Annotated in this window: 16 protein-coding genes; 11 read left to right on the forward strand and 5 right to left on the reverse strand. The window is 69.3% G+C overall.

Annotated features, from left to right (window positions below; genetic code table 11):
- Positions 1 to 20: 20 nt before the first annotated feature.
- Positions 21 to 1064 carry a YveK family protein gene (locus ACFY2X_RS11495; RefSeq protein ID WP_389936026.1) on the reverse strand — a complete coding sequence of 348 codons (1044 nt, stop codon included), beginning with the start codon at positions 1062 to 1064 and terminating at the stop codon, positions 21 to 23.
- A gap of 380 nt (positions 1065 to 1444) precedes the next feature.
- On the opposite strand from ACFY2X_RS11495, the gene ACFY2X_RS11500 reads away from it, so the two are divergent.
- On the forward strand, positions 1445 to 2458 hold the full coding sequence (locus ACFY2X_RS11500; protein ID WP_389936029.1) for a glycoside hydrolase family 26 protein: 1014 nt from the start codon (positions 1445 to 1447) through the stop codon (positions 2456 to 2458).
- Here the strand turns inward: ACFY2X_RS11500 and ACFY2X_RS11505 are convergent.
- The 3 genes from ACFY2X_RS11505 to ACFY2X_RS11515 form a co-directional block, all read right to left on the reverse strand.
- Positions 2342 to 3343, reverse strand: a complete 1002-nt coding sequence (locus tag ACFY2X_RS11505; protein ID WP_389936032.1) for a sulfite exporter TauE/SafE family protein — start codon at positions 3341 to 3343, stop codon at positions 2342 to 2344. The genes ACFY2X_RS11500 and ACFY2X_RS11505 overlap by 117 nt on opposite strands.
- Positions 3340 to 4569 carry an adenylyl-sulfate kinase gene (gene cysC / locus ACFY2X_RS11510; protein WP_389936034.1) on the reverse strand — a complete coding sequence of 410 codons (1230 nt, stop codon included), beginning with the start codon at positions 4567 to 4569 and terminating at the stop codon, positions 3340 to 3342. The genes ACFY2X_RS11505 and cysC overlap by 4 nt, the downstream gene beginning before the upstream one ends.
- A gap of 79 nt (positions 4570 to 4648) precedes the next feature.
- Positions 4649 to 5377 carry a class I SAM-dependent methyltransferase gene (locus ACFY2X_RS11515; RefSeq protein WP_389936036.1) on the reverse strand — a complete coding sequence of 243 codons (729 nt, stop codon included), beginning with the start codon at positions 5375 to 5377 and terminating at the stop codon, positions 4649 to 4651.
- A gap of 157 nt (positions 5378 to 5534) precedes the next feature.
- Here ACFY2X_RS11515 and mfd point away from each other — a divergent pair, with 157 nt between their 5' ends.
- From mfd to ACFY2X_RS11530, 3 genes are read left to right on the forward strand one after another with little or no spacing between them, the layout of a single operon-like run.
- On the forward strand, positions 5535 to 9068 hold the full coding sequence (mfd, locus tag ACFY2X_RS11520; protein ID WP_389936039.1) for a transcription-repair coupling factor: 3534 nt from the start codon (positions 5535 to 5537) through the stop codon (positions 9066 to 9068).
- A gap of 26 nt (positions 9069 to 9094) precedes the next feature.
- A complete protein-coding gene (locus ACFY2X_RS11525; protein WP_389936042.1) occupies positions 9095 to 9715 on the forward strand; it encodes a SurA N-terminal domain-containing protein in 621 nt (206 codons plus the stop codon).
- Positions 9716 to 9725: 10 nt separating this feature from the next.
- Positions 9726 to 10700, forward strand: coding sequence for a MazG family protein (locus ACFY2X_RS11530; protein ID WP_389936044.1), 975 nt, complete (start codon positions 9726 to 9728; stop codon positions 10698 to 10700).
- Positions 10701 to 10780: 80 nt separating this feature from the next.
- Here ACFY2X_RS11530 and ACFY2X_RS11535 read toward each other — a convergent pair whose 3' ends face one another.
- Positions 10781 to 11527 carry a methyltransferase domain-containing protein gene (locus ACFY2X_RS11535; RefSeq protein ID WP_389936047.1) on the reverse strand — a complete coding sequence of 249 codons (747 nt, stop codon included), beginning with the start codon at positions 11525 to 11527 and terminating at the stop codon, positions 10781 to 10783.
- Positions 11528 to 11671: 144 nt separating this feature from the next.
- Between ACFY2X_RS11535 and eno the strand changes: the two genes are divergently transcribed.
- From eno to ACFY2X_RS11570, 7 genes are all read left to right on the forward strand, one after another.
- Positions 11672 to 12949, forward strand: coding sequence for a phosphopyruvate hydratase (gene eno, locus ACFY2X_RS11540; RefSeq protein ID WP_389936050.1), 1278 nt, complete (start codon positions 11672 to 11674; stop codon positions 12947 to 12949).
- 77 nt (positions 12950 to 13026) lie between these two features.
- Positions 13027 to 13437 carry a septum formation initiator family protein gene (locus ACFY2X_RS11545; protein ID WP_389936053.1) on the forward strand — a complete coding sequence of 137 codons (411 nt, stop codon included), beginning with the start codon at positions 13027 to 13029 and terminating at the stop codon, positions 13435 to 13437.
- 55 nt (positions 13438 to 13492) lie between these two features.
- A complete protein-coding gene (locus ACFY2X_RS11550) occupies positions 13493 to 14119 on the forward strand; it encodes a DUF501 domain-containing protein (RefSeq protein ID WP_389936056.1) in 627 nt (208 codons plus the stop codon).
- A complete protein-coding gene (locus ACFY2X_RS11555) occupies positions 14116 to 15078 on the forward strand; it encodes an exopolyphosphatase (RefSeq protein WP_389936059.1) in 963 nt (320 codons plus the stop codon). The genes ACFY2X_RS11550 and ACFY2X_RS11555 overlap by 4 nt, the downstream gene beginning before the upstream one ends.
- A gap of 227 nt (positions 15079 to 15305) precedes the next feature.
- The gene (locus tag ACFY2X_RS11560) at positions 15306 to 16628 is read left to right on the forward strand and encodes a hypothetical protein (protein ID WP_389936062.1); all 1323 of its coding nucleotides are present in this window, start codon (positions 15306 to 15308) and stop codon (positions 16626 to 16628) included.
- A gap of 157 nt (positions 16629 to 16785) precedes the next feature.
- Positions 16786 to 17583 carry a uracil-DNA glycosylase gene (locus ACFY2X_RS11565; protein ID WP_389936065.1) on the forward strand — a complete coding sequence of 266 codons (798 nt, stop codon included), beginning with the start codon at positions 16786 to 16788 and terminating at the stop codon, positions 17581 to 17583.
- 170 nt (positions 17584 to 17753) lie between these two features.
- Complete coding sequence (locus ACFY2X_RS11570; RefSeq protein ID WP_389936067.1) at positions 17754 to 19070, forward strand: NAD(P)/FAD-dependent oxidoreductase; 1317 nt, start codon at positions 17754 to 17756, stop codon at positions 19068 to 19070.
- The last annotated feature ends 83 nt before the right edge of the window (positions 19071 to 19153 follow it).

Raw genomic sequence — 19153 nt, forward strand, 5'->3', positions numbered from 1 at the left:
TCCTCATGACGGCAGACCTCTCACGACGACAGGGCCGTCTCGCCGGTCGCGGGCCGCTGCGCCGGCGCGGTGGCGACGACCGCGCCGAGCACGGGGACGCTCCGCTCGTTCAGATGCCGTACGGCCTGCGCCACGTCGCGCGAGGAGGTGCCCGGCAGGGGGACCAGCAGCACCGCGCCCCCGGAGCCCGTGAGATCGTCGATCTCCTCGCCGCTGACGATGTCGAGGCCGGTCAGGCGCTTGACGTCGGCGCTGTCGTGGAGCCTGGTGCCGAGGCGGTCGCGCAGCCAGGCGAGACCGATTCCGGCGAGCAGGCCCGCCATGAAGCCGCTGCCGAGGTAGAGGGGAGGGCTGGGGGAGCTGGGCTCGGACGGCGCGATCGCGTCACTGATCACGGATCCGGGGGTGACGACGATGGTCTTGAGCGTGTCGTATTTGATGGTGAGGTTGTAGACCTGGCGGCTCAGCACGTTCTGCCGCTGCAGGGCGATGGTCCGCTCCGCCGTCCCCTTCGCCAGTCCGGGCAGCGTGGCCGCCACCGAGCCCAGGCTCGCGTTGACCTGTTTCAACTTGGCCAGGAGCGTTTTCAGCTGGGCCTCCAGCGCCTGCGTGGACGACTCGCTCCGGTGGGCCAGGTAGGCCTGCGCGTAGGCGCTGGCTCCGGCGGCGGCGGTGTTCGGGTCGGTGGCGGTGTAGGAGATCTCCAGGACCGAGGTGTTGGGCGGCACGGAGACCTCGACGGGTCCGGGGGTGCTCTTGAGCGCGGCCTGGACCTTTTTCGCGACCACCGCGGACTGGGCGATCTGGGCTTCGGTGTCGAGGTTGAGCGACTCGCGCTGCCGGTTGGTGACCTGGTTGGTCTGCTCGGGAAGGCCTGTCGCCGACACCAGCACCTGGGCGGAGGCGGTGTAGGCGAGCGGGGCGGCCCGGAGCAGTGCGACGCCGCCGCCGATTCCGAGGGCGAGGAAGAACAGGATGATCGGCCACCTGCGGCGGAGGAAGGACCCGTAGTCCGCCAGGTCTCCGCCGGGGAGGTGGGTGGGGGCGCCCGGCGACAGGCTCATTCGTTGCTGTCCCTCTCGACGGAGCCGACGCTTTCAGAACCCTAGGAACTATAGGTCGGATTTCCAATTTCCCGATCCAATACACAAGATTTTCTTCGGGTTGATCCTGCTAATCACGACAAGATAACTGGTGCTTATCCGATATTTCCTGCATCTCGTCAGGCGGGCCCGGCACGGGCCGGCAAAGTCCGTGACGCGGCACGTCCGTGAGGTGGGATGGTGTGAACCGGGAAAGTCAAGAAACGTACAGGCGGAGTATCTGCGAGGAGCCGATGCATCGGATAAATGGTGATTTAGGGGTAATTTTGCGGAAGGTCATAATCGGCTGCGCGCTTCTCACCTTGACGCTGGGATCGAGCGCGTGCGGCCGTGTCCCCACGGTGACGGAGAAACCCGGGGAGTCGCCGGAGCGTGCCGCGGCCCGCGTCAACGGACTGCTGGGCATTGACGCGTCGGTGCCCGGCTGCGAGGTCACCGCCAAGCTCATCCCCTCGTGCGGGGCGTGGTGGGGGATCGCACCGGAGATCTTCACCGGCAGGCGTCCCGGGCGGGCGCTGGAGCGGGTCGAGAGACGCATGGGCCGCCCGGCCCACATCATGCACGTCTACCACCGAGGTCCGGAGCTCTTCCCGACCGCGGAGGAGCAGAGGATCGCGCGCGACCCCCACGGGCGCAGGCTGCTGCTGGTCAACTGGAAGCCGTCCTTCGACCGCACCTGGGCGGAGATCGCCGGGGGTGCGCTGGACCAGCGGATCGACCGGCTGGCCGACCACATCCTGAAGAGCTTCCCCGAGAGGTTCTTCCTGACCGTGCACCACGAGCCGGAGAACGACGTGCGGGAGGACCCCGGCTCGGGGATGACCGCCGAGGACTACGCCGCGATGTTCCGGCACGTGGTGCTGCGCCTGCGCCAGAGGGGTGTGAAGAACGCGATCACGGTCATGACCTACATGGGCGCGCCCAACTGGGCGGCCAAGCCGTGGTTCGAGAAGCTCTACCCGGGTGACGACGTGGTCGACTGGGTGGCCATGGACCCCTATGTCGACGACAGGGTCCGTACCTTCGACGGGCTGGTCAACAAGACCCGCGAGGAGTTCGCCGGGTGGCCCGGGTTCTACCGCTGGATGCAGTGGCGCTTCCCGGCCAAGCCCATCATGGTCGCCGAGTGGGGCGTGTTCGAGCGCCATGACCAGCCGTGGTTCAAGGAGTCCTACTTCTCCGCCGTGCGTCAGGAGATGCGGTTCTATCCGCAGATCAAGGCGCTCGTCTACTTCGACTCACCGCGCGCTCCGCGGGGGGACACCCGCTTCGACACCACTCCCGGCGGTCTGAAGGCCTTCGGGGCTCTCGCCCGCGACCCCTACCTCAGTGCGAGCGCGGTTCCCGAGAAGTGACCATCCGGCGGCCCCCGCGACCACGGCGCCGCCCAGGATCCAGAGCGTGGTCGTGTTGCCCGCGCCGAGGAGCTTCAGCGCCGAGGCCAGCAGCACCACCGCGAGCAGCGCCCGGATGACTCCGCCGGGAGCCCAGGCCGAGATCCGCGCGCCCAGGTAGACGCCGGGGATCGAGCCGGCCAGCAGCGAGGTGGTGACGGCCAGCTGGAAGTCTCCGAACAGCAGGTGGCCGAGGGCGGCCGAGGCGACCAGGGGGACGGCCTGAACCAGGTCGGTGCCGACGAGTTGGTTCGCCTTCAGCGCCGGATAGAGCGCGAGCAGCGCCACGATGATCAGAGAACCGGAGCCCACGGACGACACGCCGACGACCAAGCCGCCGATCGTACCGACCAGTAAGGTCGGGATTGGGCGCACGACGATCTCGCCGAGGTCCGCCAAAGCCGTGCCCTTGCGGTCTCCACGGACTCCACGGACTCCACGGACTCCGCGGTCGTCGCGTCGCGCGAGCCACGCCTTGGCGACCAGCCCGGCGACGGCCAGCAGCAGCGCGACGCCCAGGGCGTATTTGACCGCCTGCTGGACCCGCTCGCCGTCCCCGAACGCCCGGACCACGAAAACCCCGCAGAAGGCCGCGGGCACCGATCCCGCGCACAGCCAGGCGACCAGCCGCAGGTTGACCGTGCCCCGCCGCAGATGGACGACCCCGCCCACCGGCTTCATCACGGCCGAGGCGACGAGGTCGCTGGAGACGGCCGCGAGGGGTGGCACGTTGAAGAACAGCATCATCATCGGTGTCATCAGCGCGCCGCCGCCCATACCGGTCAGCCCGACGACGATGGCGACGAAGAACGACCCGGCGGCGAGGGTGAGGTCGATGTCGATCAACGGATCCAGCCTCCCTGGATCAGGGGATTCAGCACCTGGTGCACCGCCTGATCAACGCTGATCGCGGTGGTGTCGATGACCAGATCGGCGTCTTCTGGCTCTTCGTAGGGGTCGGAGATGCCGGTGAACTCGGGAATGAGCCCGGCCCGGGCCTTGGCGTAGAGGCCCTTGCGGTCGCGGCGCTCGCACTCTTCGAGGGGGGTCGCCACGTGGACCAGCAGGAAGTCGGCGCCGACGGCCTCGACCATCGCGCGGACCTCGTCGCGGGTGGCGGCGTAGGGCGCGATGGGCGCGCAGATCGCCAGCCCGCCATGCCTGGCGGCCTCGGCGGCGACGAAGCCGATCCGGCGGATGTTGAGGTCGCGGTCGTTCTTGGAGAAGCTCAGCCCGGCCGACAGCAGGTGGCGCACCACGTCGCCGTCGAGGTAGGTGATCGTACGGCTGCCGCGCTCCAGCAGCGCGTCTCGCAGCCCTCGGGCGACGGTGGACTTGCCGGAGCCCGACAGGCCCGTGAAGAAGATCACGAGTCCTCGGCGGTGCGGCGGCCCGGGAAGCGTCACGGGCTCGGGCCCTGCCAGATGCTCGGTCGCGCCGTAGGCCTCGGCCACGTGCTCGCGCAACTCCAGATCGATGGCGGACTCCTCGCGGGGCGCGAGCGGCACCACGGCCACGAGCGTGCCCTCGGGCAGCCGGTCGCGGGCCTTGAGCGCGGAGCGGACCACCGCCGGGCCGCCCTCGCCGAACGCCAGCGGCAGCAGGAGGATCGTCGCGTCCAGCTCCTCGGCGGTCGCCCTGACCTCCTCCAGGTTGTCCAGCGGTCCGCGCATGGTGACGGCCAGCACCTGCCGGCCGGCCAGCTCCTTGCGGACCTCCGCGGGAGTGAGGCGGAGCCGGGCGAACGGCCCGTGCTCGGGCGCGTCCAGCGCCTCGACCGGGCCGGCGACGAAACCGTCCTCCCGGCCGGTGACGGTCAGCACGGCCAGCGCGGCGCCCTCGGGGTCGCGAAGCGTGATCAGGTCGCCCGGGGCGGCCGGATGGTCGTCGGGCAGGGTGAAGGAGACGGGCGCGGGCCAGGGCGTGCCGTCGATCAGGGTGCCGTGCTCGTCCACGGAGTGCGCCTCGGCGGAACTCATGAAGCCGGTCAGCGGCTGAAAGGCACCGGAGAGCAGCAGCTCCAGATCGGCCAGCTCGCGGGTGTCGGGGGTCCACTCGAAAGGCGCCGTCATCTGCTCCACAATCCCGATCGACTTAGTCGGATTTCGTCAGCTTACCTACTCCGGTCGCCCCGCACCAGCCGGGTGTCTCTCAGAGCAGCCGGGCGAAATGGCTGTGGGGCTTGCGGATCACCATGATGATCTCATCGTGCGCGGCGGACCGCCGTCCTCTCGTGAAGGTCTCCACCAACGAGCAGGCGAGGCGGGCCAGCTTGCCCATCGGCCCGCTCAGCGCCGGTCCGCTCGTCGCGGAGGCGTCGTCGGTCACCATCAGCCCGCGCGTCAGGCAGAAGGAGTGCATCCCCTCGCGCGAGGTGATCTCCCCGTAGAAGGGCGGCAGGGGGCCCACGGCGTCCACCGGGGCGCACCTGTGCCACAGCGCCTCCCGCAGCGCCGGGGGGATCAGCCGGTCGCACGTGCCGTAGGCGGAGGCCCGGTCGCGCATCCGCAGCAGCAGCAACCCGCCCGGCCGCAGCCCGGTGAGCAGCCGGTCGAGCACCAGCTCGGGGTGCTCGATGCGTTCCAGCAGGAACGACACGTAGACGACGTCGAACGACCGCGGCGACACCGGAACCGCCCGTAGATCGCCCAGCGTCCAGGAGTCCAGGTCTTTCCGGGAGGACGTGCTCGTCCGCAGCGCCGGCGAGTCCTCGTCGATCCCGGTGACCCGCGCGTCCATCCGCTCCAAGTTCAGCGGATCGGGCCACCCGCACCCGGCGATCAGGACGTCCAGCCGCCGCCCTGATTGGCCCGCGTATTGCTCTCGAATGCGCTGGCTGAATATGTCGTCCACAACGACGACCGACTTTACCTCTGCCATGTAACCAAGAGTAGTCAACTCCTCACGATTCGTCGCGCATTTCCCCCTCTCTTCTCCCTACGGATGATGGTCGCCAGGGAAGTAGCCTTGGACTACCCCCGTGTCCTCGTGGCCGGGGGCCTGTCGTGTTGCCGTCGTGGGGCTGTGGGCGAATCTGATGAGCCTTTCCGGACTGCTGGACCTTGTCGCTGGGGAGCCGAAGCTGGCCTCCGCTCTTCAGGACGTGCGCGGGGGTGACTCCTCCGACGTGTCACTGATCGCGCCACCGGCGCTGCGGCCGTTCGCACTGGCCGCGCTGGCCAGGGAGGGGGCCAAGGAGGGCAGGCGGACCGTGCTCGCGGTGACCGCCACCGGACGCGAGGCCGAGGATCTCGCCGCGGCGCTCACCAGCCTCCTGGACGAGAACACGGTCGCCGTCTTCCCCGCATGGGAGACGCTGCCGCACGAACGGCTGTCGCCGCGCAGCGACACGGTGGGCCAGCGGCTCGCCGTACTGCGGAGGCTGGCCCACCCGGTGGAGGGCGACGCCGCCGCCGGGCCGCTGCACGTGATCGTCGCGCCGGTTCGCGCGGTGCTCCAGCCGATCGTGCGGGGCCTGGGCGACCTCCAGCCGGTACGGCTGCGCTCGGGAGACGACGCCGACCTCGAAAGCGTCGTCCACAGGCTGGTGGAGAACGGCTACAACCGGGTCGACATGGTGGAGAGGCGCGGGGAGGTGGCCGTCAGGGGCGGCCTGCTGGACGTCTTCCCGCCGACCGAGGAACACCCGCTGCGGCTGGAGTTCTGGGGCGACAGCGTCGAGGAGATCCGCTGGTTCAAGGTCGCCGACCAGCGCTCGCTGGAGGTGGCGGAGGAGGGGCTGTTCGCCGCGCCCTGCCGGGAGCTGCTGCTGACGGAGGAGGTCAGGGAGAAGGCGCGGGAGCTGGCCGGGCGGCACCCCGCGCTGGCCGAGATCCTGGACCAGCTGGCCGAGGGCGTCCCGATGGAGGGCATGGAGGCGTTCGCGCCGGTGCTCGCCGGGGAGCTGGACCTGCTGATCGACCACCTGCCGGCTCAGGCCGCGGTGTTCGTGTGCGACCCCGAGCGCATCCGCGGCCGCGCCGATGAGCTGGTCCGGACCAGCCAGGAGTTCCTGGAGGCCTCCTGGATCAACGCGGCGGCCGGGGGAGAGGCGCCGATCGACCTGGGGGCGGCGGCGTTCCGCACGCTGGAGGAGATCCGCGACCACGCGCGCGAGCTCGGCCAGCCCTGGTGGTCGATCGCGCCGTTCGGCGGCGACGACCTCGGCGACGGACTGGTCCTGGGCGCGCGCGAGGTGGAGGCCTATCGTGGCGACACCCAGCGGGCGCTGGGAGACATCAAGGGCTGGCTGGACGAGGACAGGGTCGTCGTGCTGCTCAGCGAGGGCCACGGCCCGGCGGAGCGGATGGTCGAGCTGCTCAGGGGCGTGGACCTGCCCGCCCGGCTGGAGCAGGGCCTCGACGGGGAGCTGGACCGGAGGGTCGTCCACGTCACCACGGGCCTGATCGAGCACGGCTTCGTCAGCTCCGCCCTGGCCGTGCTGACCCACCTGGACCTGGTCGGGCAGAAGGCGTCCACCAAGGACATGCGGCGGCTGCCCTCCAGGCGGCGGAACATGGTCGACCCGTTGCAGCTCAGGGTCGGCGACCACGTGGTGCACGAGCAGCACGGCGTGGGCCGCTACGTCGAGATGGTGCAGCGGACGGTGCAGGGCGCCACCCGCGAATACCTGGTCATCGAGTACGCCAAGGGCGACCGGCTCTACGTGCCGACCGACCAGCTCGACGAGGTCACCCGCTACGTCGGCGGCGAGTCGCCCACGCTCAACCGGATGGGCGGCGCCGACTGGGCCAAGACCAAGACCAAGGCGAAGAAGGCGGTCAAGGAGATCGCCGGGGAGCTGATCCGGCTCTACTCCGCCCGGATGGCCTCGCCGGGGCACGCGTTCGGGCCCGACACGCCGTGGCAGCGGGAGATGGAGGACGCCTTCCCCTACGCCGAGACCGGCGACCAGCTGGAGGCCATCGACGAGGTCAAGCGCGACATGGAGCGCGGTGTCCCGATGGACCGGCTGATCTGCGGCGACGTCGGCTACGGCAAGACCGAGATCGCGGTGCGGGCGGCGTTCAAGGCCGTGCAGGACGGCAAGCAGGTGGCGGTGCTGGTGCCGACCACGCTGCTGGTCCAGCAGCACCTGTCCACCTTCACCGAGCGGTTCTCCGGGTTCCCCCTGAACGTGCGGCCGATCTCGCGGTTCCAGACCGAGAGCGAGGTCAAGGAGGCCGCGCGGGGTCTCATCGAGGGCTCCGTGGACGTGGTGATCGGCACGCACCGGCTCTTCTCGCCGGAGATCAGGTTCAAGGATCTCGGCCTGATCATCATCGACGAGGAGCAGCGGTTCGGCGTCGAGCACAAGGAGGCCATGAAGCACCTGCGGACGCAGGTCGACGTGCTGGCCATGTCGGCCACGCCGATTCCGCGCACGCTGGAGATGGGCATCACCGGTATCCGGGAGATGTCCACGATCCTCACCCCGCCGGAGGAGCGGCACCCGATCCTCACCTTCGTCGGCCCCTACGACGAGAAGCAGATCGGCGCCGCGATCCGGCGGGAGCTGATGCGCGACGGCCAGATCTTCTTCGTCCACAACCGTGTTTCGAGCATCAACAAGGTCGCGGCCATGCTGCGCGAGCTGGTGCCCGAGGCCAGGATCGCCGTCGCGCACGGCCAGATGAACGAGCACCAGCTGGAAAAGATCATGGTGGGCTTCTGGGAGCGCGAGTTCGACCTGCTCGTCTGCACCACGATCGTCGAGTCCGGCCTCGACGTGCCCAACGCCAACACGCTGATCGTGGACCGGGCCGACAACTACGGGCTGTCCCAGCTTCACCAGCTCCGCGGGCGGGTCGGCCGGGGCCGCGAGCGCGGCTACGCCTACTTCCTGTACCCGCCGGAGAAGCCGCTCACCGAGACCGCCCACGAGCGCCTGGCCACGATCTCCCAGCACACGGAGATGGGCGCGGGCATGTACGTCGCGATGAAGGACCTGGAGCTGCGCGGCGCGGGCAACATCCTGGGCGCCGAGCAGTCGGGCTTCATCGCGGGCGTCGGCTTCGACCTCTACGTGCGCCTGATGACCGACGCCGTGCGGGAGCAGAAGGCCAAGCTGTCGGGTGTCCTTGTCGACGAGGAGGAACGGCCGGAGGTCAAGGTCGAGCTGCCGATCAACGCGCACGTCCCGCACGACTACGTGACCTCCGAGCGGTTGCGCCTGGAGGCCTACAAGCGGATCGCCGCGGTCGCCTCCGACGCCGACGTCGCCGCGGTGCGCGACGAGCTCGTCGACCGGTACGGCAGGCCGCCCCAGCCGGTCGACAACCTGCTGGAGGTGGCCCGTTTCCGGATCCGCGCCCGCGCGGCCGGGCTGACCGACGTCGCCCTGCAGGGCCAGCACATCAAGTTCGCCCCGGTGACGCTCAAGGACTCCCAGCAGGTCAGGCTCCAGCGGCTGTACCCGAAGGCGCTGCTGAAGCAGGCGACCGGTACGTTGCTGGTGCCCGTGCCCAAGACCAAGCCGCTCGGCGGTCAGCCGCTGCGTGACCTGGACCTCCTCAAGTGGTGTGGCGACCTGGTCGAGGCGATGTTCCTCGAGAACAGGCCGGTAAAATAAACGCGTTTGTCGTGAAGGGATCGCATGTGAAGTCGACTCGAGTGCGCGTCATCCTGGCAGTCGCCGCCGCGGGTGCCGCGCTGACCGCCTGTTCTCCGGCGCAGGCCGGCGCCGCCGCCATCGTCGGCGGAGATCGGATCAGCTCCAGCGAGCTGGATCGGAACGTGCAGGAGTACCAGAACGCGCTGGGCAGGGCCAACGTCTCCCCGTCGCAGCTGCAGTTCCCCGGAACCATCCCGCAGGTCGTGCTCTACCAGCTCGCCTCCGCCAAGCAGTACACGATGCTGGGCGAGAGCAAGGGCGTCGCGGTCACCGACGCGGAGATCGACCAGGTGATCACCGGCGCGGGCGGTCAGGCCCAGTACGAACAGCAGCTGCTCCAGGAAGCCGTGGCGCCCTCGCAGGCGCGTGACTTCACCCGGGGCAAGCTGATGCTCACCAAGCTCATGGCCAAGTACGGCGGCGGCAGCGACGAGGCGGCCCTGCGGCGCGGCCAGCCGCAGGTGGTCAAGGAGCTGCAGAACGTGAAGATCACCTGGAACCCGCGCTACGGCGAGCTCAACGCGCAGCGGAGCCAGCAGATGCCGATGCTCTTCGTCGACAGCAACCGTTTCGGGGCGAATCCCGCCGGCGCGCAGCAGCAGTAATCTCGGTGGCATGGCCCTGATCGTCGTCACCACCTCGCCCCGGGTCGCACCGGGGCTGCTCAGCCGTCGCGCGTGGCAGGTCCTTGAGGAGGGCCCGGTGCGCACCGGGTCGGCCGATCATCCGCACCTGCCCTACCTCGCCGACGCCGGGATCGCGGTCGAGGTCGTGACGCCGGATCCCGCCGCTCTGGTCCGGGAGAGCCAGACCGGGACCGTCGTGTGGCTGGAGGCCGACGAGGCGCTGATGCGTTCCATCGGATATGCCGCGGTGGCTCTTGAGGAGCCGCCGGTGATCGAGGTCGTGCCGGGCTCGTACGACTTGCCGGGAGCCCGGCTGCTCGACCTGGTCGCGGTGATGGACCGGCTCAGGGTGAACTGCCCGTGGGACGCCAAGCAGACCCACGAGTCGCTGGTGCCGTACCTCCTGGAGGAGGCCTACGAGGTCCTGGAGACCATCGAGGAGGGCGACTACGCGGCCCTGCGCGAGGAGCTGGGCGACCTGCTCCTCCAGGTGGCCTTCCACGCGCGCGTCGCCCGCGACCGTCCCGACGGTTTCGACATCGACGACGTGGCCGACGGGATCGTCTCCAAGCTGGTCCGCCGCCACCCGCACGTGTTCGCCGACACCCGGGTCGAGGGCGCCGAGGAGGTCAGCGACAACTGGGAGACCATCAAGGCGGCCGAGCGCGCGGCCAAGAACGGCGGCGACTCGGGTTCGGTCCTGGACGGTGTCCCGATGGGCCAGCCCGCGCTCTCCCTCGCCGCCCAGCTGCTCAGGCGCGCCGAGCGCGCCGGGGCTCCCGCCCTCTTCCCCGAGCCGTCCGCCGACGACCTCGGGGCGCGGCTCCTGGATCTCGTACGGCAGGCGCACGAGGCCGGTCTCGACCCGGAGGCCGAGCTACGTGCCGCCGCCCGTGCCTATCGCGACCGGGTCCGCGACTGGGAGTCGTCGGGCGGCGGGACGTCGTCCGGACGGCCGCGGTAGGCGGAGGGATCCACGGAACAGGCTCGAGGCGGAGGGACCCACGGAACAGGCCCGAGGCGGAGAGGCCCACGCGGCAGGTCTCAGGCCAGGCGGCCGCTCACGAACTGCGTGAGCCCGTAGGTCCTGTGACGCAGCCCGGAGAAGCCGAGCCGGGTCAGGGCGTCGGTGACCTCGTGGTCGCCGAACATGCGGACCCCCGAGGCGACGCCGACCACGTCGTTGACGGGGCCGATCAGCGGCAGCCGCCGAGTCGTCATGATGGCGATCCGGCCACCGGGCCTGAGCGCCCGTGCCATCCCCGCGAGGGCCTCCACGGGCCGGTCGAACAGGTAGAGCGCCGCGAGGCAGCTCACCGCGTCGAAGCTCGCGGGCCGGAAGGGCAGGTTCACGGCGTCTCCGCGCACGTAGCCGACGTTTCCCGCCTCGGTGTCCTGGACCGCGCGGGTGAGCATCGTCGCCGAGGCGTCGATGCCCACGGCCAGCCCGTCGTCGCCGATCGACTGGGCCAGGGCCCGTGTCACGTTGCCGGGGCCGCAGGCCACGTCCAGCACGTGGTCGCCGGGTCCGAGCTCCAGCATTCGCCGGACCAGGGCCATCTCCTGCCCCGTGCTCGGCCCGAGGGGGCCTTTCATCGCCCCGATCAGCGCGGGTCGCCAGAACCGCTCGTAGATTCTCGGCAGGAGCCCCGAGTGCATGAGCCGCTGGGCTATCGACTCGTCGATGGGTTCCTCGCCGAGCAGGTCCAGATATCCGTGCTCGGAGGAGCACTCCGCCAGAGCCGGGTCCAGCAGTTCGCGGATCCGGTCGAGCGCCGTGAGATCGCTCATACCCCGATTGGATCACATGCCCCCGCCGGGGGGCGTACGGCGGTCGCCGTACCGGCAAGTCGGAGGGGATGGCGGTCGCCGTACCGGCACGTAGGTCTCGATAGGCTTCTGAGGCAAACTGTCCTGCGACTTTAGGAGCGCTTCGTGGCTTCCATCGAGGGCGTCACCGCCCGCGAGATCCTTGACTCCAGGGGCAACCCGACGGTCGAGGTCGACATCCTGCTGGACGACGGCAGCGAGGGTCGCGCCGCGGTTCCGAGCGGCGCGTCCACTGGCCAGTTCGAGGCCGTGGAGCTGCGTGATGGCGATGAGCGCTACGGCGGCAAGGGTGTCGAGAAGGCCGTTCTCGGTGTGACCGACGAGATCGCCGACGAGATCATCGGTTTTGACGCGACCGAGCAGCGCAGCATCGACCAGGTCATGATCGACCTGGACGGCACGCCGAACAAGGCACGCCTGGGGGCCAACGCCATCCTGGGCGTCTCCCTGGCCGTGGCCAAGGCCGCAGCCGAGAGCGCCGAGCTGCCGTTGTTCCGCTACCTCGGCGGGCCGAACGCGCACCTGCTGCCCGTCCCGATGATGAACATCCTCAACGGTGGCGCGCACGCCGACACCAACGTGGACATCCAGGAGTTCATGATCGCGCCGATCGGCGCCGAGACCTTCCGCGAGGCCGTGCGCATGGGGACCGAGGTCTACCACGCGCTCAAGGCCGTGCTGAAGGAGAAGGGCTACGCCACCGGCCTGGGCGACGAGGGTGGCTTCGCCCCGAACCTGCCGTCCAACCGCGACGCGCTGGACCTGATCCTGATCGCCATCGAGAGGGCCGGCTACGTGCCGGGCCAGGACATCGCGCTGGCGCTCGACGTGGCCGCGTCGGAGTTCCACAAGGACGGCGTCTACACCATCGACGGCAAGGGCCTGTCCGCCACCGAGCTGATCGCCTTCTACGAGGACCTGGTCGCCAGCTACCCGCTGGTCTCCATCGAGGACCCGCTGAACGAGGACGACTGGGAGGGCTGGAAGGCCATCACCGAGGCCCTCGGTGACAAGGTCCAGCTCGTCGGTGACGACCTGTTCGTGACCAACCCCGAGCGCCTGGCCCGCGGCATCGCCGAGGGCACCGCGAACGCGCTGCTGGTCAAGGTCAACCAGATCGGCACCCTGACCGAGACTCTCGACGCGGTCGACCTGGCTCACCGCAACGGCTACCGCTGCATGATGAGCCACCGTTCCGGGGAGACCGAGGACACCACGATCGCCGACCTCGCCGTGGCCACCAACTGCGGTCAGATCAAGACCGGCGCTCCGGCCCGTTCCGACCGCGTGGCCAAGTACAACCAGCTGCTGCGCATCGAGGAGCTCCTGGACGACGCCGCCCGCTACGCGGGTCGCGCGGCGTTCCCGCGCTTCCGGCGGTAGTTTCGCCCTGCGGCTTGCGCCCGATTTGATCGGGCGCAAGCCTTCCGGCGGTGAAAGCGGAGACGGAGGAGGGGCGCATGGCGAAACGGCCACAGTTGACGGGACGGGCAGCGGTCCTCGCGGTCGTGGTGTGCGCGATCGCCATGAGCCTCGCCTACCCCATCAGGGAGTACGTCGCGCAGCGCCGCCAGATCGTCCAGCTCGAACAGCAGAAGGCCCGGGAGCTCGCGGCGATCAGGGCCCTGGAGGAGGAGCGCAGCCGGCTCCAGGACCCGGGCTACATCAAGCGGCAGGCCAGGGAGCGGCTTTTCTACTGCGACCCCGGGCAGAAGTGCTACGTCGTCATGAACGACCAGCCCCCACAGGGCAAGAAGGGCACGGCGGGGGAGAAGAAGGCCGCCAGGCCGCCGTGGTACCAGACGCTCTGGGAGTCGGTCGAGGCCGCCGACACGGGGAAGGGAACGAAGGCGGCGGAGGCCAAGGGATAGGGGGTGTCCTCCAAACCCCTATAGCCTGGATGTCGTCTTTCAGGGGGTGTCACCAATGGTGGATGATCGCGACGTGGCGGCGGTGGAGCGGCAGCTCGGCCGGACGCCGCGTGGCCTGCGGGCGGTGGCGCACCGCTGCCCGTGCGGGCTGCCCGACGTGGTGGAGACCGCGCCGCGGCTGCCCGACGGGTCGCCGTTCCCGACGTTGTTCTACCTGACCTGCCCGAAGGCCGCCTCGGCCATCGGCAGGCTTGAGACCTCCGGGATGATGCGGGCCATGCAGGCCAGGCTCGCCGAAGATCCCGGCCTCGCCCGGGCCTACCAGGCGGCCCACGACGACTACATCGCGCGCCGCGACAAGGCCGCCGCCGAGGAGGGCCTGGAGCCGCTTCCCAGAGACATGCAGAGCACCGGCGGCATGCCGACCAGGGTCAAGTGCCTGCACGCCCTGGTCGGGCACGAGCTCGCGGCGCCGGGGAGCAACCCCTTCGGGCGCGAGGCTCTGGACGCGCTCGGTGAGTGGTGGGCCGACGGGCCGTGCTGCTCCGCCCCGCCTCCGGCGGGCCTCGCCACGGACACCGAGTCTGAGGGAGGCCGCACCACGGCTCCCGAGGGGAGCCGCACCGTGGCTCCCGAGCCCGAGGCGGGCTTCACCGCGAACCCCGAAGAGGAGACCAGTTGACCCGCGTCGCCGCCATCGACTGTGGCACCAACTCCGTCCGCCTGCTCATCGCGGACATCAACGCTGACACCCTGACCGACGTCGAGCGGCGCATGGAGATCGTCCGGCTGGGCCAGGGCGTGGACGAGACCGGCAGGCTGGCTCCGGAGGCGCTGGAGCGCACCTTCACCGCGATGCGCGGTTACGCCAAGCTCATCGACCAGCACGGGGCCTCCGCGGTCCGCGTGGTGGCCACCAGTGCCACCAGGGACGCCGCCAACCGGCAGGAGTTCGTGGACGGCGTGCGGGAGATCTTCGGGGTGGAGCCCGAAGTCGTCACGGGCGCCGAGGAGGCGGAGCTGTCGTTCGCCGGAGCCACCCGTGACCTGGTACGGCTCTCACCCGAAACCGGCCTGCCGACCCCCGACGGCACCCGCCCGCCGTACCTCGTGGTCGACATCGGGGGCGGGTCCACCGAGTTCGTGATCGGCTCGACGCACGTGGAGGCCGCGCTGTCGGTGGACATCGGCTGCGTCCGGCTGACCGAGCGGCACCTGCGCGGTGTGGGCGCCCCGTTGCCCGCCGAGGTGGTCGAGGCCGTGGTCGCCGACATCGACGATGCGCTCGACAGGGTTTCCGGGGAGATTCCGGTGGAGCGGGCGCTGACATTGGTCGGTCTCGCGGGGTCCGTTACAACCGTCGCGGGAATAGCGCTTGAGCTGCCCGAATATGACCCGGATAAAATTCATCACTCGCGAATTCCGGCAAATCGGGCATATTCCGTTTCTGGGCGCCTGCTGGAGATGACCCACGACGAGCGGGCCGCGATTCCCGTCATGCACCCCGGCCGCGTCGACGTCATCGGGGCGGGGGCGTTGATCCTGGCCCGGATCCTGGAGCGGTATGGCTTCACCGAGGTGGTTGTGAGCGAACACGACATCCTTGATGGGATTGCGTGGTCAGTGTCTGAAATTTCATGAGATCTGGACAATATCCTCGTTCATGGGGTATTGAGAGATCGTTCTGTTTTATGGTTAGGTAAAGAAGCTTTAGCGAGGCTTTGCCGTGGGGCCCGGCACAGCTGGTGTCGGGGCGGCAACCGTCTCCGGGGCGAACTTTTGTTCCTAACGAAACGGAGCATCCCCTCATGTCCGGACTAGCACGAAAGCTAGCCGCGGTAGGAGCCAGCGCGGCCATGCTGGCGACTATGGCGGCAGGACTGTTGGCCACGCCCGCAGCCGCGGCCAGCGGATCCACCAAGGCAGGGACGGCGGCCACGTCGACCCTCACCAAGTCGAGGCCCGCGGTCTCGGTCAGCGGAACCAAGGCATCCCCGTCCAACTCTGACGAGTGCCCCACCCGGGTGACCTTCTCCTCGAAGATCAAGGTGAAGGCCGTCAGCAGCAAGACCAAGGTCGCCTACCGCTGGCTGCGCGGGAATGGAAGCAAGAGCAAGGTCAAGACGTTCATCCTCAAGGGCAAGGGCGTCAAGAGCGTCACCGTGAGGGAGTCGTCCACCTTCGACGGCGACATCCGGGGATGGCAGGCGGTGCAGGTTCTGTCGCCGCGCAAGGCCACCTCCGGCAAGGGCTACTTCAAGGTCTCCTGCGGTGGCGACACTGACGGTGACAAGGAAGTCGTCAACACCGACAGCGTCGGCGCCCGGATCTGGGTTGACGAGGGTAACTGCGAGGCCACCCTGGTCGGTCGCATCACCTCTTCCAGCCCGCGCTGGGTGCGCTACCAGTGGGTCGTCAACGGCCGTGTCATCGACCGTGACTCCGCTTACGTGAACGACTCCCGCCGGGTCTACCACGTGATCAGGCCGCACGACGACTTCAGGGGTTGGGCGGAGCTGGAGATCCTCGGCCCGGTCGAGACCACCTCCAACCGCGCCTACTTCAAGATCTGGTGCAGCGACTCGACGAACGTCTCGGCCTCCGTCGACGCTCCGAGCCCCTACCAGGGCGACTGCCCCGTCACCCGCACCTTCACCGGCACCATCAGCATCTCCGGTGGTCAGGGCTACGTGAGGTACCGCTGGATCCGTAACGGCGTCGCGGGCGGCCTGGAGAGCGTCTACTTCGGCGGCCACGGCTACCAGAGCCGCACCGTGACCGACTCCTGGACCGCCTCGGCGTCCGGGAGCAGCACGCGCGCGATCAGGATCGAGGGTGGCCCGACCAGCGGCACCGTCGAGGGCAAGGTCTCCTGCCAGTCCGCTCCCCCGGTGAAGGCCTGGATCGAGAACGCGTCGGTCAAGCAGACCGCTGCCACCTGCCCGACCGCCTCGGTCACCGGCACCGGCAGCATCTACGCCACCGGCGCCACCAAGGTCAGCTACGTCTGGACCCTCAACGGTTCCGTCGTGAAGACCGGTGAGCTCGACTTCGCCTCCTCCGGCAGCAAGTCCGTCTCCTTCACCAGCGCGTCGGACGGCTTCAAGGCCGGCACCGCCAAGCTGGCGATCGTCGGCGCGGGCTCGCAGTCCGTGGACTACGACGCGGTCTGCGTCAAGGCCGACGCCTGACGCCGAGGCTCACCTGAGTCTCACCTGAAGTAGAACAAGCGGCGCCCGCATCCAGCGGGTGCCGCTTTTTCGTTTCTCGTCCCAGGCGTTTCTCGTCCCAGGTGTTCCGGGCGGCTTTCGGTCGATGGACCTCACCTGGTCGGGCACCATCGAGGGCATGACCTACGTTCCTCCCGGTTCGGGCTGGCCGGACGACCCCGCCGGGCCCGACACCCCCGTCGCCCACGACCCCGCCGAGGTGAAGGAGCTCGCGGGCGCGAGCCGTACCCTCGCCGAACTCACGGCCAGGCAGTCGGTCTGCCGGGCCTGTCCGCGCCTGGTCGAGTGGCGTGAGGAGGTCGCGACGGTCAAGCGGAGGGCGTTCGCGGAGGAGACCTACTGGGGACGGCCCATCGCCGGGTGGGGTGCGGACAAGCCGGAGATTCTCATCGTGGGGCTGGCTCCGGCGGCGCACGGAGGCAACCGCACCGGCCGCATCTTCACCGGAGACCGCAGCGGAGACTGGCTGTTCGCCTCGCTTCACCGGACGGGCCTGGCATCACAGGAGACCAGCGTCCGGGCGGGTGACGGGCAGCGGCTCATCGGCGCGCGCATGGTGGCCGCCGTCCGGTGCGCCCCACCGGTCAACAAGCCCGAGCCGTCGGAGCGGGCGGCCTGCTTTCCGTGGCTGGCCAGGGAGATCGCGCTGGTCGCCGACAGCGTGCGGGTGGTGGTCGCGCTGGGAGGCTTCGCCTGGCAGGCGGTCTGGCCCGCGCTGAAGGACGCCGGATACGTGCTGCCGCGTCCGAGACCGCCGTTCGGGCACGGCGCCGAGGTGGCGATCTCCCACGGAGGAACTCCGGCCTATCTTCTCGGGTGCTACCACCCGAGCCAGCAGAACACTTTTACCGGCCGGGTGACCACCGAGATGCTTGACCAGCTCTTCACCAGGGCAAACGCACTTCGTGGCTTGTGAACTCGATCACAAGGGGAATATTTACCGATCTTCGCATCGAAAGAGAGGGTGAATCTCCCGATTCAGTAAAATACTTCGGTAATTACCCATAGGAGAGATGGTATGGCCGGATGGGTGGGCGTATGCTTGTGAAAGCTTTCACAAAGCCTGAACCTAAGGATGGCGTCGAAGTGAACCGCAACCCCAAGCACATCGTGGTCGTTGGTGGGGGCTACGTCGGTCTCTACACCGTGCTGCGGCTGCAGCACACGCTCCGCAAGGAACTGCGTGACGGCAGCGTTAGCATCACTGTCCTCTCTCCCGAATCCCACATGACCTACCAGCCCTTCCTGCCCGAGGCGGCGGCGGGGAACCTCTCGCCCCGGCACGTGGTCGTTCCCCTGCGCCGGGTGCTGAAGAAGGCGACGATCCTCAACGGCAAGGTCACCAAGGTCAACCACGCGGCCAAGACGGTCACTTTCGAGCCCAACGTCGGCACCCCGCACGAGATCAGCTATGACATCGTGGTCATGGCCGCCGGTTCGATCTCCCGGACGCTTCCCATCCCGGGCCTGGCCGACGCGGCCATCGGCTTCAAGACGGTCGGCGAGGCGATCGCGCTGCGCAACCGGGTCCTCGAACTCCTCGACCGGGCCGAGTCCGACGACGACGAGACTCTGCGCCGCAGGGCGCTGACGTTCGTCGTGGTGGGCGGCGGCTTCGCGGGTGTCGAGGCGCTCGCCGAGCTGGAGGACATGGCGGTCGACGCGATCCGCTACTACCGCAACGTCTCCCGTAAGGACATGCGCTGGGTCCTCGTCGAGGCGACCGACCGCATCCTTCCCGAGGTCGGCCCCGAGATGGGCAAGTGGACCGTCGAGCAGCTCCGCGAGCGTGGCATCGAGGTCAAGCTGAACACCCGCCTGGACTCCTGCGTGGGTGGCCTGGTCAAGCTCTCCGACGGCGAGGAATTCGAGTCGGCCACCATCGTGTGGACCGCGGGTGTGAAGCCCAGCCCGGTCGTCAACGCGGGTGACCTGCCCCTGGACGAGCGCGGCCGGATCAAGACGACCACCCGCCTGACCGTGGCCGGTGTCGAGGACGCCTTCTCGGCGGGGGACGTGGCCGGGGTGCCCGACGTGACCAATCCGGGTCAGTACTGCGCGCCCAACGCCCAGCATGCCGTCCGGCAGGCCAAGGTCCTGGCCGACAACATCACCCGTCAGCTCCACGGGCAGGAACTGGTCGAATACCGGCACAAGTATGTCGGCTCGGTCGCCGGTCTGGGCCTTCACAAGGGTGTCGCCAACGTCTACGGGGTCAAGCTCCGCGGGCTGGCCGCGTGGTTCATGCACCGCACCTACCACCTGTCGCGGGTGCCCACCCTCAACCGCAAGGTCCGCGTGATGGCCGACTGGACTTTGGCGCTGTTCTTCAAGCGGGAGACCGTCTCGCTCGGAGAGATCGAGGCGCCGCGCGCGGAGTTCCGCCAGGCGGCGACGACCTGAGCACCCGCCGGAGGCCGCGCGCCGTTCCCGGCGGCGCGCGGTCCGGCCGTCCGCACCCGGTCCGGCCGTACGGCCAGGCGGCC

The sequence above is a fragment of the Streptosporangium sp. NPDC000396 genome, assembly GCF_042898655.1.
Taxonomy (GTDB): domain Bacteria; phylum Actinomycetota; class Actinomycetes; order Streptosporangiales; family Streptosporangiaceae; genus Streptosporangium.

Bases quoted from the DNA above. Each gene is read 5' to 3' on its own strand.
- ACFY2X_RS11495 (WP_389936026.1), bottom strand. From the start codon at position 1,064: ATGAGCCTGTCGCCGGGCGCCCCCACCCACCTCCCCGGCGGAGACCTG.
- cysC (WP_389936034.1), bottom strand. From the start codon at position 4,569: ATGACGGCGCCTTTCGAGTGGACCCCCGACACCCGCGAGCTGGCCGAT.
- ACFY2X_RS11515 (WP_389936036.1), bottom strand. From the start codon at position 5,377: ATGGCAGAGGTAAAGTCGGTCGTCGTTGTGGACGACATATTCAGCCAG.
- mfd (WP_389936039.1), top strand. From the start codon at position 5,535: ATGAGCCTTTCCGGACTGCTGGACCTTGTCGCTGGGGAGCCGAAGCTG.
- ACFY2X_RS11530 (WP_389936044.1), top strand. From the start codon at position 9,726: ATGGCCCTGATCGTCGTCACCACCTCGCCCCGGGTCGCACCGGGGCTG.
- ACFY2X_RS11535 (WP_389936047.1), bottom strand. From the start codon at position 11,527: ATGAGCGATCTCACGGCGCTCGACCGGATCCGCGAACTGCTGGACCCG.
- ACFY2X_RS11545 (WP_389936053.1), top strand. From the start codon at position 13,027: ATGGCGAAACGGCCACAGTTGACGGGACGGGCAGCGGTCCTCGCGGTC.
- ACFY2X_RS11550 (WP_389936056.1), top strand. From the start codon at position 13,493: ATGGTGGATGATCGCGACGTGGCGGCGGTGGAGCGGCAGCTCGGCCGG.
- ACFY2X_RS11560 (WP_389936062.1), top strand. From the start codon at position 15,306: ATGGCGGCAGGACTGTTGGCCACGCCCGCAGCCGCGGCCAGCGGATCC.
- ACFY2X_RS11565 (WP_389936065.1), top strand. From the start codon at position 16,786: ATGACCTACGTTCCTCCCGGTTCGGGCTGGCCGGACGACCCCGCCGGG.